The sequence below is a fragment of the Streptomyces sp. NPDC001093 genome (assembly GCF_040298985.1).
GTDB lineage: Bacteria > Actinomycetota > Actinomycetes > Streptomycetales > Streptomycetaceae > Streptomyces.
Genome location: NZ_JBEPBF010000042.1, coordinates 1 through 13,512 on the forward strand (window position 1 = coordinate 1; position 13,512 = coordinate 13,512).

General features: G+C 69.0%; 15 protein-coding genes. 7 read left to right on the forward strand and 8 right to left on the reverse strand.

The features are described from left to right. The 5 genes from ABT288_RS21785 to ABT288_RS21805 all read left to right on the forward strand — a co-directional run. Positions 1-468 (forward strand): PP2C family protein-serine/threonine phosphatase (locus ABT288_RS21785; protein WP_351610204.1); only part of this gene is annotated, 468 nt, incomplete at its 5' end. A gap of 140 nt (positions 469-608) precedes the next feature. Further along, positions 609-1,133, forward strand: a complete 525-nt coding sequence (locus ABT288_RS21790; RefSeq protein WP_351610206.1) for a hypothetical protein — start codon at positions 609-611, stop codon at positions 1,131-1,133. Between the two features lie 175 nt (positions 1,134-1,308). After that, entirely contained in the window at positions 1,309-2,466 is a 1,158-nt protein-coding gene (locus ABT288_RS21795) for a DUF4331 family protein (RefSeq protein ID WP_351610209.1), read from the forward strand. Positions 2,467-2,491: 25 nt separating this feature from the next. Then, positions 2,492-3,535, forward strand: a complete 1,044-nt coding sequence (locus tag ABT288_RS21800; RefSeq protein ID WP_351610211.1) for a tetratricopeptide repeat protein — start codon at positions 2,492-2,494, stop codon at positions 3,533-3,535. Between the two features lie 47 nt (positions 3,536-3,582). After that, positions 3,583-4,917, forward strand: a complete 1,335-nt coding sequence (locus ABT288_RS21805; RefSeq protein WP_351610214.1) for a Dyp-type peroxidase — start codon at positions 3,583-3,585, stop codon at positions 4,915-4,917. Positions 4,918-4,925: 8 nt separating this feature from the next. On the opposite strand, the gene ABT288_RS21810 is transcribed toward ABT288_RS21805, so the two are convergent. Together ABT288_RS21810 and ABT288_RS21815 are read right to left on the reverse strand one after the other, a co-directional pair. Next, positions 4,926-5,501: a hypothetical protein gene (locus tag ABT288_RS21810; protein ID WP_351610216.1), complete on the reverse strand. Its 576-nt coding sequence runs from the start codon at positions 5,499-5,501 to the stop codon at positions 4,926-4,928. 550 nt (positions 5,502-6,051) lie between these two features. After that, positions 6,052-6,879 carry an alpha/beta fold hydrolase gene (locus tag ABT288_RS21815; RefSeq protein WP_351610219.1) on the reverse strand — a complete coding sequence of 276 codons (828 nt, stop codon included), beginning with the start codon at positions 6,877-6,879 and terminating at the stop codon, positions 6,052-6,054. A 276-nt stretch (positions 6,880-7,155) separates the two neighbouring features. On the opposite strand from ABT288_RS21815, the gene ABT288_RS21820 reads away from it, so the two are divergent. Beyond that, entirely contained in the window at positions 7,156-7,278 is a 123-nt protein-coding gene (locus ABT288_RS21820) for a hypothetical protein (RefSeq protein ID WP_351610221.1), read from the forward strand. 46 nt (positions 7,279-7,324) lie between these two features. On the opposite strand, the gene ABT288_RS21825 is transcribed toward ABT288_RS21820, so the two are convergent. From ABT288_RS21825 to ABT288_RS21850, 6 genes are all read right to left on the reverse strand, one after another. Continuing rightward, positions 7,325-8,395, reverse strand: coding sequence for an MBL fold metallo-hydrolase (locus ABT288_RS21825; protein WP_351610223.1), 1,071 nt, complete (start codon positions 8,393-8,395; stop codon positions 7,325-7,327). Positions 8,396-8,509: 114 nt separating this feature from the next. Beyond that, positions 8,510-8,965: a carbonic anhydrase gene (locus ABT288_RS21830; protein ID WP_351610226.1), complete on the reverse strand. Its 456-nt coding sequence runs from the start codon at positions 8,963-8,965 to the stop codon at positions 8,510-8,512. 612 nt (positions 8,966-9,577) lie between these two features. Then, positions 9,578-9,925 (reverse strand): nitrile hydratase accessory protein, encoded by a 348-nt coding sequence (locus tag ABT288_RS21835; RefSeq protein ID WP_351610228.1) that lies wholly within the window; start codon positions 9,923-9,925, stop codon positions 9,578-9,580. Next, positions 9,922-10,521, reverse strand: a complete 600-nt coding sequence (gene nthA, locus ABT288_RS21840; RefSeq protein WP_351610231.1) for a nitrile hydratase subunit alpha — start codon at positions 10,519-10,521, stop codon at positions 9,922-9,924. Before nthA ends, ABT288_RS21835 begins: the two co-directional genes overlap by 4 nt. After that, positions 10,518-11,189: a nitrile hydratase subunit beta gene (nthB, locus tag ABT288_RS21845; RefSeq protein WP_351610233.1), complete on the reverse strand. Its 672-nt coding sequence runs from the start codon at positions 11,187-11,189 to the stop codon at positions 10,518-10,520. The genes nthA and nthB overlap by 4 nt, the downstream gene beginning before the upstream one ends. Before the next feature lie 451 nt (positions 11,190-11,640). Next, on the reverse strand, positions 11,641-12,213 hold the full coding sequence (locus ABT288_RS21850) for a TetR/AcrR family transcriptional regulator (protein WP_351610236.1): 573 nt from the start codon (positions 12,211-12,213) through the stop codon (positions 11,641-11,643). A gap of 237 nt (positions 12,214-12,450) precedes the next feature. Here ABT288_RS21850 and ABT288_RS21855 point away from each other — a divergent pair, with 237 nt between their 5' ends. Next, positions 12,451-13,467 (forward strand): alcohol dehydrogenase catalytic domain-containing protein, encoded by a 1,017-nt coding sequence (locus ABT288_RS21855; protein ID WP_351610238.1) that lies wholly within the window; start codon positions 12,451-12,453, stop codon positions 13,465-13,467. Positions 13,468-13,512: the final 45 nt, after the last annotated feature.

Here is a 13,512-nt window from a genome sequence, read left to right on the forward strand (position 1 = left end):
GACCACGACACGCAGGTCGAGATGATCAATATGGGCCACCCGCCGCCCCTGCTGCTGCACGACGGCCAGGTCACCGTCCTGCACGCACGACGCCCCGTACCCCCCTTGGGCATGTGTGAACTGCCTGCCCCCAGCCACCGCGCCGATCCCTTCACCTTCGAGGACGGCGACATGCTGCTGCTCTACACCGACGGCGTCACCGAAGCCCGCTCGCCCAAAGGAGCCTTCTACCCCCTCACCGAGCGCGCCGCCTCCGCCCCCACGTCCGGGCCCGAGGCCCTGCTCCGCCACATCCACCGCGACCTGCTGGAGCACGTCGGCCACGAACCGGGCGACGACGCCGCTCTCCTGGCCATCGAACGCTACGGCGCCCACCACCTCCACCGACCGCACACCACGGCCCGCCCCCTCGACGGCCACCGTCGGCTCGACTCCGGCTCAAAGCCGGTTCCGGAGGGCCCTTCCTGAGCCCTCGCCCCATGCTGTCCTGATCGTCTTGCCGACGCCCTGCAGGGCGACAAAGCTGGCAGTGTGAAGAATTCGAACAACCTCAGAGCGGAGAAGGAGCCCGCAGACCGGAGAAGAGAAGACCAAAGGAAGAGGGAGTCATGACGACGCAAAGGTCCGAGACGTCGGCGACTCCGGAGGACGCGACTCCGACCGTGGCCAGGCAGCCCGACGGTTACGGTAAGCGGATCGGGGAGGTAGCGGAAATAACCGTTCTCTTCGATGCCAAGCCGGGCGGGGCGGAGAGATTCCGCCAGAACGCCGCCAAGATCCAGGACGAGGCCTTTCACTACGAGAAGCTCGTCGGCACTGTCCACGACTTCCGCGTCACCTTCATCAACAATGACACGCAGATCATCGGCGCGGTCACCTATGACGGTGACTTCAAGCCGTACATGGCGGACATCTTCGCCAACGCCGGACCGTGGTTCGACGAGATGTTCGAAGGTGTCGCGGAGGGCTATCCCGGGGCGACCGATCCGCACATCGTCGACTGGCTGGCGACGAAGATCGTGGAGGCCGACATGTGGTACGCCTCCAATCCGACCATGACAGTCGAGGACACCGCCAAGGCACAGAAGGTCACGCAGGCGTTCAACACGCTGCTGGACGCGGCGGCCGACTAACGGCATGGCTCCCGTCGGTCGAAGCCCCCTGGGCGGGCCAGCCGTCGGAAACCCTCCCTCCAGGAGTTGTTTTCCGTCCCAGGTGCCGTGGCCGTGGCACCTGGCACATCATCCAGGCGGCCCGGCAACGGCGCGCGATCGCCGGACCCGGCCCTTCAGTGAAGGTCGCACCGCCATGTCCGACCACCTCTCCGGTACCCGCGCCGAGGTCGACCCAGCCATTGACCTGGCCGACCTCTACGCCTTTCCCAGCCCCTCCCAAACGGGTCGGCTCGTCCTCGTCATGGACGTCTTTCCCAATGCCCGCCCAGGGGCTCTGTTCTCCGACGCCGCCAGCTACCGGTTCCGAGTCCGTCCCGCAGCCATTGCGGCGGATCATCCCGGTGCGCTCTTCGAGGTGGGCGCCCATGAGTATGCGTTCACCTGCACGTTTTCCGGCCCGGTCGAGTCCGACGCCGACGGGGAGGTGACGCAGTGGGGAACGTGCGTGCTCCCGGACGGGGAGGCGGTCGCGTTCCAGGTGAACGACGACCGGGGCGGCGACGGCCACGGCGTTCGCGTCTACGCCGGGTTGCGGCTGGATCCCTTCTTCATGGATGTCGGCAAGGAGGTGGAGACGCGGGCGGAGCGACGGCTCGCCTTCCTCCCGAGGGGCACCAACTCCCTGGAAGGCGTCGATGTCCTGACCGTCGTCGTCGAGTTCGATGTGGCAAGGCTGCTCGGACCGGCCGCGGGCACCGTGTTCGCCGTTGCCGCGGAAACCGTCACGGCCGGCCCCTATCCCGTGCGCCTGGAGCGGCTCGGCCGCCCGGAGGTGAAGAACGTCCTGATGTCGGAGAACGGGGTCGACACCGCGAACAGGATCGTGGATCTGCGCGATCTCTACAACGAAGAAGATCCATTCCGGCCCGGGCCGCACTACATGGGCGCCTACCGGTCGCGGCTGAACGCCAACCTGGCCTTCTTCGACGGTCTGGACGGCAAGCTGGACTGGCAGACAGACCAGGACGGGGCCCATCCGCTGACCAACCTGCTGCTCGCCGACTTCCTGGTCGTGGACGTGGCCAAGCCGTACGCCGAGGACGGCTACTTCGAGATCGAGCGCGCCCTGCTGGAGGGACGGGCGCACACGACCTGTGGCGGCCGCACGCTCAACGACGACGTCATCGACACGCTGTACACGCTGATCGTCAACGCCTTCCACGGCCCACGGATCAGCGACGGCGTCGACCGGGCGACCACGCCGGCCTCCCGCGAATTCCCGTATCTGGCACCGCCCAACCCCGACCCACCTGTGCCCGTGTCCGTTCCTACGCCCACCGCGAGCCAATGAGAGCGGTTCCGCAACGGCCGGCTGCGTGAGCAACGGGATGCGACTCGATCCTGCCGACGGTCCGGCGACGACGGCCGGGGTGATCGCCATGGGCAACCTGAATGCTCGCATCGAGGGCCTTACCGGCCAGGCGACACGGGAAAGCCTGAGCGGTGACGGGTGGGGCGAGTTGGTGGAGCTGACCGCCCTGCGCGGGCACGTGCTGGGCCGTATCGACGAGGCCGAGCGCGCCGCGTCGCTGGCCGAGGCGTTCGTCGACCGGGCACCGAACGATCCGCGGTCCCGTGTGGCCCGCGCCAGGCTGGCCGCCCTCTTTCATCGGTTCCCGGCAGCGCTGGCCGATCTCGACGCGGCAGCCGCGCTGGGACTCGATCGGCGGAGCCTGGACGAGGAGCGGGCTGCCATCCATCAGGGGGTCGGGCGGTACGACGAGGCCCTCGCCCAGTATCAGAAGGCGCTGCTGCGACGGCACGGCTTCAGCGCCCTGGCCGCCCTGGCCCGCTGTCACGCCGAGCGCGGGCAGGTGGCCGAGGCCGAGAGGTGGTTTCTGGCGGCGAGACGCGGCTACCGCGGGGTGAGTCCGTTCCCGCTCGCGGTGCTCGCATTCCAGTGCGGGCAGACGTGGCTGTGCACGGGCGACCTCGCACGCGCGCGCATATGGCTGGAGTCGGCGGTTCGCCGACTGCCGGCCTACGTGCCGGCGCAGGGCCGGATCGCCGAGATCGATGCGGCCGAAGGCAGGGCCACCGTGGCGATCGGCCACCTGCGCCGGCTGGCGCTGGAGAGTGACGATCCGCAGTACGCGGCCCAGCTCGCCCGCATCCTGGCCGCGCGGGAGGCACGGGTCGAGGCAGAGTTCTGGCGCGCGCACGCCGCTGCTCGCTACGAGAGCTTGATGGCGCGCCATCCTGAGGCGTACGCCGATCACGCGGCGGAGTTCTGGCTGACGGCCGGCGCCGACCCTCAGCGGGCCCTTGCCCTGGCGCGGCAGAACCTCGCCCTCCGGCCGACGCCACGCGCCCGGGCGCTCGTGGATCGCGCGACCTGCCGTGTCGGACAGCACCAATAGATCCGAAAATTGATACAAATCGGCCGACGTCTGATCGAGGGGACGACATGGCGACGGTCGAAGGCGCAGCCCTGCAGCTGGACGAGATTCAGGGCATTGTGCTGCGCACCCGGCCGTCACCCTACGTCGGCACCTACATCCTGCTGCGTGTGGACGACCCCGGCGCCGGCCGTGAGCTGATGGGGCGCCTGGCCGGACTGGTCGACTCAGCTGCCAACTGGTGGCAGCCGCCCCTGCCGGCGCTCCTCAACGTCGCCGTGACGTACCGGGGGCTCGAAGCGCTCCAGGTGCCGCAGAGCTCCCTGAACAGCTTCCCCGAGGAGTTCCGGCAGGGCATGGCGGCACGGGCCGAGTTCCTGGGCGACACCGGCGAGAGCGCACCCGCACACTGGGAGCCGCCCTTCGGCACCGGCCAGGTACACGTCGTACTGTCCCTCGTCGCCGCCGACCAGGAGTCACTGGCCGTCGTCCTCGAGCGGGCCCGTCAGGCGCGCGCGCAGCTTCCCGGCCTTCAAGTGGTGTACCGGCAGGACCTCTACCAACTGGCTTCGGGGCACACCAGCTTCGGCTACAAGGACGGCATCAGCAACCCCGCGGTGGAAGGCAGCGGCGCGGACAGCCCACCGGGTGGCGGTCCCGTCCTCAAGGCGGGCGAGTTCGTGCTGGGCTATCCCGACCAGACCGGAAACCTGCCCCCGATGCCGGAGCCGGACGTGCTGGGCCGTAACGGCACGTTCGTGGTCTGGCGGAAGCTGCACACGCGCGTCGCCGCCTTCCGGCAGTATCTCAAGGCGAACGCCGCCGGCCCTGAAGAAGAGTCGCTGCTCGCCGCGAAGATCGTGGGCCGCTGGCCGAGCGGTGCCCCGTTGATCCTGGCGCCCGAGCACGACGACCCGGACCTGGGGGCGGACGAGCAGCGCAACAACGACTTCCTCTACGCGTCCGATCCGCACGGCGCGGTCTGCCCCCGTGGCGCCCACGCCAGGCGTGCCAATCCGCGTGACTCGGAGATCATCGGTGACGTGCACCTCCACCGCCTGATCCGGCGGAGCACCAGCTACGGGCCACCGCTGCCGGCCGGCGCTCTCGACGACGACGGCGCCGACCGCGGCATCGTGTTCATCGCGGTCAACGCGCATCTCGACCGTCAGTTCGAGTTCGTGAAGTCGCAATGGTTCAACGACGGCAACTTCACCGGCCTGGACGTGGAGAAGGACCTGCTCACGGGCGACAACGACGGCTCGGGCGTTTTCACGATCCCGCAACGCCCTGTCCGGCGTCGCCTGCACGGCGTCGAGCGCTTCGTCATCACTCGTGGCGGCGAGTACCTGTTCCTGCCGAGTCTGAGCGCGTTGCGCTGGCTGGCCAACCTTGGTGTCTGAGCCCGCCGTCAGGTGAACCGAGGGTTGCTGACGTCGATGGAGACCATTGTCTGTTCCAGGATCGGGCGGTTCTCCGCATCGCTTCGATAAGCCCGGCGTTTGGTGGGCAGGAGGATCCCGTCCGCCTCCACGGTGTCGTAGACGTACTGTGCCGCGGCGAACCCGCCCGCGATGTCGACGTGATAGTCGTGCCGGCGCAGGAGATGGTCGGGGCCGAAGTAGAAGTCCTGTTGGGTGCTGTGGCCGGCGATGTGGGACGGGAAGGTGGCCCGCACCCCCCGCCAGAGTTCGTCTCCTTCCCGCCATGGTTCGATCTCGGTGACGGCGAAGCCGGGCATCGCCAGCAGGAAGGGCGTGGTGAGATACGTCCACAGCGCATATCCGTTGAAGTAGGCGCGGTCCAGTGGGTCCCACGGGGTGTTGAGGTCGTGCCCTGTGAACGACTTGCGCGGTTCGTCGCGTTCGGCCACGACGCGGCCGTCGAGTTTTTCGATGCTGATTCGGTCGGCGGTGAAGTCGGTCTTCTGGTCGGGAGCGCCGAACGGCATCACGGAGGCGTGCTGCTCGTGCAGCCAGACGGTCATCTCCCGGGGGGGTGGGGTCCTGCGGCATCCCCTTGATGACGAACATGTCGCCACCGCTGACGATGGTGGCGCGAACCGCGGTGAGTGCGTTCCAGCGGTCGAGGCCACCATGGGCGTCGAGGGCCTCTGCGAGCAACGAGTTCATGTCGGTCTCCTGCTCGGTCGTGCCGGGCGGCGGTGGCCGAAGCGGCGTCGATCGGGCGGCCCGGCCCGCCAGCAGGGGTTCGGTGAATGCCCGAATGGTTGATTGCGCAGCGCAATCCCGGGTGAGGCGGCGCCGAACCAGAGGCTCAGTCAGAAGTCACGGACCGCTTTCGTCTCGTAGATGACCGAGCCTGCCTGCAACGGGATCGTCAGTGCCGCAGGGTCGGTCTGCCGACGGGTCGAGAGCGTGCCGTAGACCACGAATCGCGCGCGTGGAGCGAGGCATGAGTGATCTTCCGTCTCTCAGGGCCCGAGGAACTCGGTGGCCGCTGCGGACAACAGCGATGCTGATACCGGCGTCCTCACCGGCACCCCGGCTGTCATCGGAGCGCCTGAACCACGCCGGTCAGCCGCGGGCGAATTCGAGGAGGTCGGCATTGAACCGTTCCGCGAACTCGGGCACCATCGACAGGCCGTGCGGAGCACCCGAGTAGACCTTGAAGGTCACGTCCTTGACGAGCTGTGACGATTTCTGCGCGGAGGCCACGATGGGGACGATCTGGTCGTCGTCGCCGTGAATGATCAGCGTGGGAATGTCGAACGTCTTCAGGTCCTCGGTGAGGTCGGTCTCCGAGAACGCCTTGACGCAGTCGTAGGCGGCCTTGATGCCGACCGTCATGCTCCAGAGCCAGAACTCGTCGCGGGTTCCCTGGGAGACGGTCGTTCCTTCGCGGTTGGCGCCGTAGAAGGGGGCACTGAGGTCTTTGTAGTACTGGGAACGGTCCGTCAGCACGCCTTTCCTGATGTCGTCGAAGACCTCGATCGGCAGCCCCTCCGGATTCGCATCCGTCCTGAGCATCAACGGGGGGATCGCACCCAGCAGGACCGCCTTGGCGACACGGCCCGTGCCGTGCCGGCCGATGTAGCGCGTGACCTCTCCGCCACCGGTCGAGTGACCGACCAGGATCATGTCGCGGAGGTCGAGGGCTTCGGTGACGGAGGCGAGATCGTCGGCGTACGTGTCGAGGTCGTTCCCCTTCCAGGGCTGGCCCGAGCGTCCGCCCCCGCGCCGGTCGTGGGCCACGACCCGGAAGCCGTTGTCCGCCATCAGCATCAGCTGCGGATCCCACGCGTCCGCGATCAGCGGCCAGCCGTGGGAGAAGACCACCGGCTGACCCGATCCCCAGTCCTTGAAATAGATCTGCGTGCCGTCCTCGGCAGTGGCGAAGGCCATGATCGCTCCTCCAACACTTGTCCGGAAGTTCCGCTTCATAAGAATTCAGCGCACGGGCCGCAAGGGGAATGTCACGCAACGACCGGCAGCGGACGCAAAAGGCGACGGAGAGGCCGACAGCGGAAGCGGCCCATGAGCGCGTCGTATCAGCCACGCTACTCGCAGAGCCCCACGCCAGCACGCCGGGCGGACCGCGGCGACCGGACAGGGAACGACGGGTGCGCGACTGAAGGAGCAGCGGGCCCCGAACGGCCCGTGGGGGCAGCGGCCGGTGTCATGAACGGCGATGAGCAGTTGCTGCGCCGCCGCGTGTACGGCCAGGACCAGCAGACCTACGCCACTCTCATAGGCGGCCCGCTGGACGGTCCGCTCACGAGAGCCTGCCGGCCTCGCCCGTGATCCCGATTCTCCGTTGCACCGGTCGAGTCGCACTGCCGATTCGGGATCAGGCATCACTCGCCTGGGGGGCGCTGAGTGTGTAGGTGGTTCCGACGCTGGTCTGCACCCATGCGTCCGGGAGGGCTGCGGCGAGGGTGTGCTGGGCGCGCCAGCCGGTGCAGTGACCGGGGACGATCAGCTCGGGTGCGAGTTCGGTGAGCGCGGCCACCGTCGGGCCGATGACCGGCTCGAAGGCGGGACCGCTCAGGTGGAAGCCGCCGATGAGGGCCAGCAGTTGGCTGACGCCGGTCAGCCTCATGGCGTGCCGGATGATGTTGACCACTCCGGCGTGGCCGCACCCGGTGATGACGACAAGTCCCCGGCCGCGCACGTTGATGACGAGTGCCTGGTCGTCGATGACGGCCGGGTCGTGTCGCCAGCTGTTCCCGTCCCAGGCTTGGTGTGCCTGCGACATGCCGTGCTCGAACTCGGTGACGCGGTCCACCTCGCCGGTGATCAGGATGGCGCCGGCCAGCAGCGACGGCTGCCGCCGCTCGATCACCTCGAACCCTTCGCGTTCCAGGGCACCCCGTGACAGGGTCGGCATCTCCAGACCCTGGCCGGCGGGCAGTGCCAGGCGGCGGCGGGTCCAGACCGCGGGGTGGACGGTCAGCGGCAGGCCGGAGCGCCCGCGCAGCCGGGCCAGGCCGTCGAAGCCGCCCGCGTGGTCGAAGTGCCCGTGGCTGAGCACGACGCCCTGCAGGCCGCCGACATCGATGCCAAGACGCTCGGCGTTCACCGCCAGCGCGTCAGGCGACGCTCCGGTGTCGAACAGCAGCGTGCTGCTTGCGTTCCCGCTCTGGACGGTGACCAGGGCGGAGAAGCCGTGCTCGGCACGCAGCCCCGCGAGGGCCTCTCCGCCGGCGAACTGCCGCGCGGCGGTGCGCCCGGCGCCCACCGACGCCCGGGTGACTCCCTCGGCAGAGGCCAGCAGGGCGTCGAAGGTGTTGTCGACCATCGTCGTGACCCTGACCTCGTCGGCCTCGGGCAGCGTCACCGGCTCGACGGCCGGCCCCTCCGCGATGCGAGGCGCCGTCCACGCCGCCTCGGTCGCCGAGTGCCCATGATCGTCGCACATGCTAGAAAGCGCCTCCCCGCCCATACGACCGGCCGGCGAAGCAGGACCAGGTACAAGCCGCAGGCCCACGGCGGTCGCGCCGGCCGGACCGGCCGCAGGCGCCGTGCGGCGGGGTCATGCTTCCACCCGCGCGGGCGGGACGACGACGTCGATGAGCCCGGTGGCCACGTCGTACACGAGCCCTGAGACGAAGACTCCGGCCCGAAGCTTCTGCTTGAGGGTTTCGACGTCGACGCGGACGGCGGTGACCGGGTCGGTGACCGCCTTGGCGTCCAGGTCTCCGGCCGGAACTTCGAAGTAATCGGCCAGCAGTTCGGGGAACGCGGCCAGGTCCGTGATGCCGCAGTCGGTGTGGTGCAGGACCGCATAGTGGTTGTCACCCGGGCGAGGGCCGCCCGTGCGGGCCTGCACGACCTTGGAGAGCATCTCCAGCGTTCGGAGTGTCGCGGGCGTGACCCGCCCTCCGACGTTGCGGATCACCGCCGCCTCGCCGAGCTCGAGCCCGAGCACGGTGGACGGGTCGACACGTGGGTCGACGCAGCCGATGACCGTCAGACTGCCGCTGGGCATGATCTTGAGACTGGCGAATGATCCGCCGTCGGCGAACCCGGCGTTCCGCTTGGCTAGCTCGTCCGTGTCGATCACTGTGCCGGTAACCCCGTCTCGCTCTGAGCGTGGCCCCCTGGTGACGCCGACGGCGACCTCCCGTTGCCGCCCATCCTGGCCCGCCGCTGCCTCCCATGCCACTCGGCTCTGCGACACATGGTGATCACGCAGGTCAACGGATTAATGATCATGATTCGGCACGAAGCCGAGGTCTCGGACAGCGGTGACAAACGGAATCATCGCCGGCCAGGACACGCTGAGCGACCGCGCTTGATGCGGCGCTGCACGGAGCCCCATGACCGGCCGGTCCGGCCGGGTCGACCACGGCGGTGATCTCGGTGATGTGGCCGTCGGTGACGTGATGGTGAAGGCGAGGAGGGAAGGCGGGGTGCCCTCCTTGCTCCAGGAGATGATGTCGGGGTGGACGGTCGCCGCATGTCCTCGTGCCGGGCTGCCGGCCACTCGCGTGCGGGTGGCTACTTCGGTGGCCCGAGCGGAGCCCTTGCGTTCACTCGTCCTGAAAACTCCCGGAGGATCAGCTCGCCGGCAGGGAAGTCTGCCCTGAAGGCGCCGGAGTCAACGCGCGTGGTCACGGTGGTCGTGCCCTGGGGAGCGTTGTGCCAGGGCTTGGGAGCGTGTGATGACCTCGTCCGTGGACACGGCGCCGAGGCCGGCGAGTACGTCTTCCAGGGCGCCCAGCCATAGCCGGTAGTAGTGGTATGGCTCGTCCTGCTCCCGTGAGGCTGTCCAGGCGGTGATCCGGGCGATCAGCGCGGTCTGGAATTCCGGCCAGCTGAAGACGCCCGCCTCGTACAGGGTGACGGCCATGCCGAAGGCACGGCTTTCCCACGGCTCGGCGAACACCAGCTCGCCGTTGGAGCGGGGAGGTGCTGCCGGGCCCTCGGCGTCCAGCGGCGTGCTCACGGTGTCCCCACCCTGGCTACGCCGACCATCGCATCCCTGGTGATCAGCGGCACGAGTTCTTCTTCCGTGAGGCGCTCGGTGCCGGGTGGACGCTCGGGCAGTACGAGCCAGCGCACCTCGCTGGTGGAGTCCCGGACGATGATCCGCACATCGTCGTCGAGCGTGAGTCCCATCTCGGCCAGCACCGTGCGCGGCTCCCTGACCATGCGCGCGCGGTAGGCGGGGTCCTTGTACCAGCTCGGCGGCAGGCCGAGGACCGGCCACGGGTAGCACGAGCACAGCGTGCACACCACGACGTTGTGGGTGGTCGGGGTGTTCTCGACCACGACGATGTGCTCGCCCTGCTGTCCCGAGAAGCCGAGTTCCTTGATGGCGGCGGTGCCGTCCTCGAGCAGACGCCGCCGGTAGTCGGGGTCCGTCCACGCCCTGGCGACGACCTTGGCACCGTTGAGTGGACCCACGCTCGTCTCATAGCGGGTGATGATCGCGTCCATGGCCTTCGGGTCGATCAGGCCGCGCTCGGTGAGCAGTTGCTCGAGTGCCTCGGTGCGCAGCGCCACGGAAGGGCTCTCGTCGGAGCCGCCGGTGGTGGTCATGCGGTGGTCTCCAGATAGCTCTCGTACATGTCCACGGTGACGGTGAAGAGTTCGGCATCGGCGCCCCACAGTTCCCGTGAGTCGAACCGCACCGAGTAGACGTGTTCGGGGTTCTCGCCCATGAAGTGCGCATTGGTGTCCGGCAGCACATGGGCGGGCTGGATGATCTCGACGACTCCGCTGTGTCCCCGGACGTAGCGCGGCAGTCGAGTGTGCCCGGGCACGGACATGTTCCTGGCGCGTACGCGATCGCCTACGCCGAAGGCCGGTGAGGTCTCCACGGACCGCAGTGAGCCCTCGGCGGTGGGGGCGTACCGGGGCGGGGCCGGTTCCGGGAGCGGTGGCTCCTCCACGTGTTCGCCGTGCAGGTTACGGGCGCGGGCCTCGACCGCACCGGGCGCCAGCACGGAGTGTTCGGTGAGCATCAGCTCTCCGGCGTTGAGCCATCGCCCGAAGTAGCCGTCGTCCAGGTAGGCGGCGCGGTCCAGGCGCTCCAACGCATGCCGGAAGGCATCCGTGTTGACGCCGCCGAAGGCAACGCGGCTGGAGAGAATCGCCAGCGCGAATGCCTTGCGCTCCCAGTCCTCCGCGAAGACGCGCTCCTCGCGATCCGGTGGATGAACGCGTCCCCAGCCCTGGGTGCCTCCCATGTCGGCAATACCGTCCATGCCATGGCCTCTCATTTGCCGCAAAGGCGGACATGTCCATCGTATTTGGCTGATGCGTATGTGGCTGATGTCTGTGACGTCACGCCGTACGCCGTACTGCATCGTTCACTGCGTCGGCGACGAGGCGGCTCGGCCCGGTCATTGGGCCCGATGCAGCCGGTGTTCAAGCGGCCGGGGTCCGCCGCCCGGGTCGGTTCATGTCCTCGACGGTCGGTCGACGAAGGCGGCCGCGGCCTGTTCATCTGCACTCAGCTCACACACGACCGGAGTATCCGCTACACCAACGACGCGACGGCGGTCTGGGCCGAGCAAGCCCTCTCCCGTCCCGCGGAGGACCCCTGCGGCGACGCGTCGTGTACCGAGGCGCTCAGGCTCACCCGCGCCTGCCGTGCCGGCCGGAGGAACCATGGCGTGGTGGCGGTGGCTGCGAGTCGTCAGCGGCCGGCCGCGATCAGCGCAGCAGGACGCCGAAGACCATGTGGAAGAAGGCGTCGAAGGGAGCGGAGGTCTTGTCGGCCCGGGCCGCGATCAGCGTGCCCTCCCAGGCGCTGAGGATGAACAGCGCGGCCTCCTCGACGTCGAGAGCGGCGTCCAGCTCACCTGCTTCCCGGGCTTCGGTGAGCACCCGCCGGATATGCGCGGCCCACCGTTGGAATCCGCCCTGGACGGCGGAGCGGATCTCCTCGGAGTGGTCCGCCACCTCGGCGCCGAGATTGCCCACCAGGCATCCGCGGGCGAAGCCGCTGTCGACCGTGTCCGCGCCCAGGAACTCGAAGTGCGCCCGAAGCCGCTCCAGAGCAGGGCGCCCGGGCGTGTCGAGCAGGTCGAACCGCAACCCGGCGGCGTAGCGGCTCAGTGCCTCGAGGGCGCTCTCCTCCTTGCTGGCGAAGTGGTTGTAGAACGAGCCCTTGGGAGCCCCGGCCGCCGAGGTGATGTCGCTGATGCCCGTGGCATGGAAGCCCCGCGTGCGGAACTGCTCCAGGGCTGCCTGCGCGATCTCCTCGCGCTTGGACGCGCGTGCCATCCTCACCACCACCTCCCGGTCAATATGTCCGGTCGCCTTACCGCAGGTCAAACCCAGGCCACCGGGGAAGCGGCCCCCGCCCACATCGACACGTGGCCCACGTCTCGGCCCTCGGACCTGCTTGACTAAGTTTAAAGCGACCGGTCATATTGAAGTGACCGGTCATATTGGATGCCGGTCCCGCCCCAGCCTCGGCCCTCCGCGTGTCGGTCAGAGGCAGCACCGAGGAGAAGCGTCATGTCCGCGTACCGAGCATTCGAGGCCACCGGCGTGCACCAGCTCCGGCTCGTCGAGCGCGAGCTGGTCGACCCGGAGCCCGGACATGTCCGGCTCAGGGTGGAGGCGTGCGGTGTCTGCCACTCCGACGTGCTGGCGGTGGAGGGACTGCGCCCCGACCCGTCACGCCCCGTCGTCCCCGGCCACGAGATCGTCGGTGTGATCGATGCCGTGGGCGCGGGTGTCACCGCCTGGCGGCCCGGCGACCGCGTCGGCGTCGGCTTCCTGAACGGGCACTGCTGGCAGTGCGAACCGTGCCGCCGCGGCGACTTCGTCAACTGCCTCGACCAGGCACAGACCGGCACCACCATCGACGGCGGATACGCGGAGGTGACCTACGCCCGCGCGAGCGGACTGGTGCGCATCCCCGACGGCATGCCCGCCATCGAGGCGGCCCCGCTGCTGTGCGCCGGACTGACCACCTTCACCGCGCTCCAGCAGGCCTCCACCCGCGCGGGCGCCCTGGTCGCCGTGCAGGGGATCGGCGGGCTGGGGCACCTGGCCCTGCAGTACGCACGCAGCCTCGGACACCGTGTGGCCGCCATCGCCCGCGGCCAGGAGAAGGAGAAACTCGCCAGGGAGCTGGGCGCCCACGAGTACATCGACAGCACCGGCACCGACCCCGGCGCGGCGCTGGCCGACCTGGGTGGCGCCTCGGTCATCGTCGCCACGGCATCCAGCGGTACGTCCATGAACCCGCTGGTCCGCGGCCTGGCCCCGGGCGGCAGCCTGGTCGTGGTCGGTGCCGCCCCCGACCCGCTGACGGTCGCCACGGCCGACCTGATCTTCGGCACCCGCCGCATCGTCGGCAGCCTGACCGGATCGTCGATCCAGAACGAGGACAACCTCGCCTTCAGCCTCGCCCACGGCATCCGCCCCGCCACCGAGACCATGCCCTTCACCCGCGCCATGGACGCCTACGAGCGGATGCTCTCGGGCAAGGCCCGCTTCCGCGTCGTCCTGGACATGGACGCCTGACCACGCCACGACCCGCGCCGCCGGGCAGGCGAGTCCCGGCCCGCG

Coding starts and splice junctions, on each gene's coding strand:
- ABT288_RS21790 (WP_351610206.1), top strand. CDS start 609: ATGACGACGCAAAGGTCCGAGACGTCGGCGACTCCGGAGGACGCGACT.
- ABT288_RS21795 (WP_351610209.1), top strand. CDS start 1,309: ATGTCCGACCACCTCTCCGGTACCCGCGCCGAGGTCGACCCAGCCATT.
- ABT288_RS21805 (WP_351610214.1), top strand. CDS start 3,583: ATGGCGACGGTCGAAGGCGCAGCCCTGCAGCTGGACGAGATTCAGGGC.
- ABT288_RS21810 (WP_351610216.1), bottom strand. CDS start 5,501: ATGACCGTCTGGCTGCACGAGCAGCACGCCTCCGTGATGCCGTTCGGC.
- ABT288_RS21815 (WP_351610219.1), bottom strand. CDS start 6,879: ATGGCCTTCGCCACTGCCGAGGACGGCACGCAGATCTATTTCAAGGAC.
- ABT288_RS21820 (WP_351610221.1), top strand. CDS start 7,156: ATGAACGGCGATGAGCAGTTGCTGCGCCGCCGCGTGTACGGCCAGGAC.
- ABT288_RS21825 (WP_351610223.1), bottom strand. CDS start 8,395: ATGTGCGACGATCATGGGCACTCGGCGACCGAGGCGGCGTGGACGGCG.
- ABT288_RS21830 (WP_351610226.1), bottom strand. CDS start 8,965: ATGCCCAGCGGCAGTCTGACGGTCATCGGCTGCGTCGACCCACGTGTC.
- nthA (WP_351610231.1), bottom strand. CDS start 10,521: ATGACCACCACCGGCGGCTCCGACGAGAGCCCTTCCGTGGCGCTGCGC.
- nthB (WP_351610233.1), bottom strand. CDS start 11,189: ATGGACGGTATTGCCGACATGGGAGGCACCCAGGGCTGGGGACGCGTT.
- ABT288_RS21850 (WP_351610236.1), bottom strand. CDS start 12,213: ATGGCACGCGCGTCCAAGCGCGAGGAGATCGCGCAGGCAGCCCTGGAG.
- ABT288_RS21855 (WP_351610238.1), top strand. CDS start 12,451: ATGTCCGCGTACCGAGCATTCGAGGCCACCGGCGTGCACCAGCTCCGG.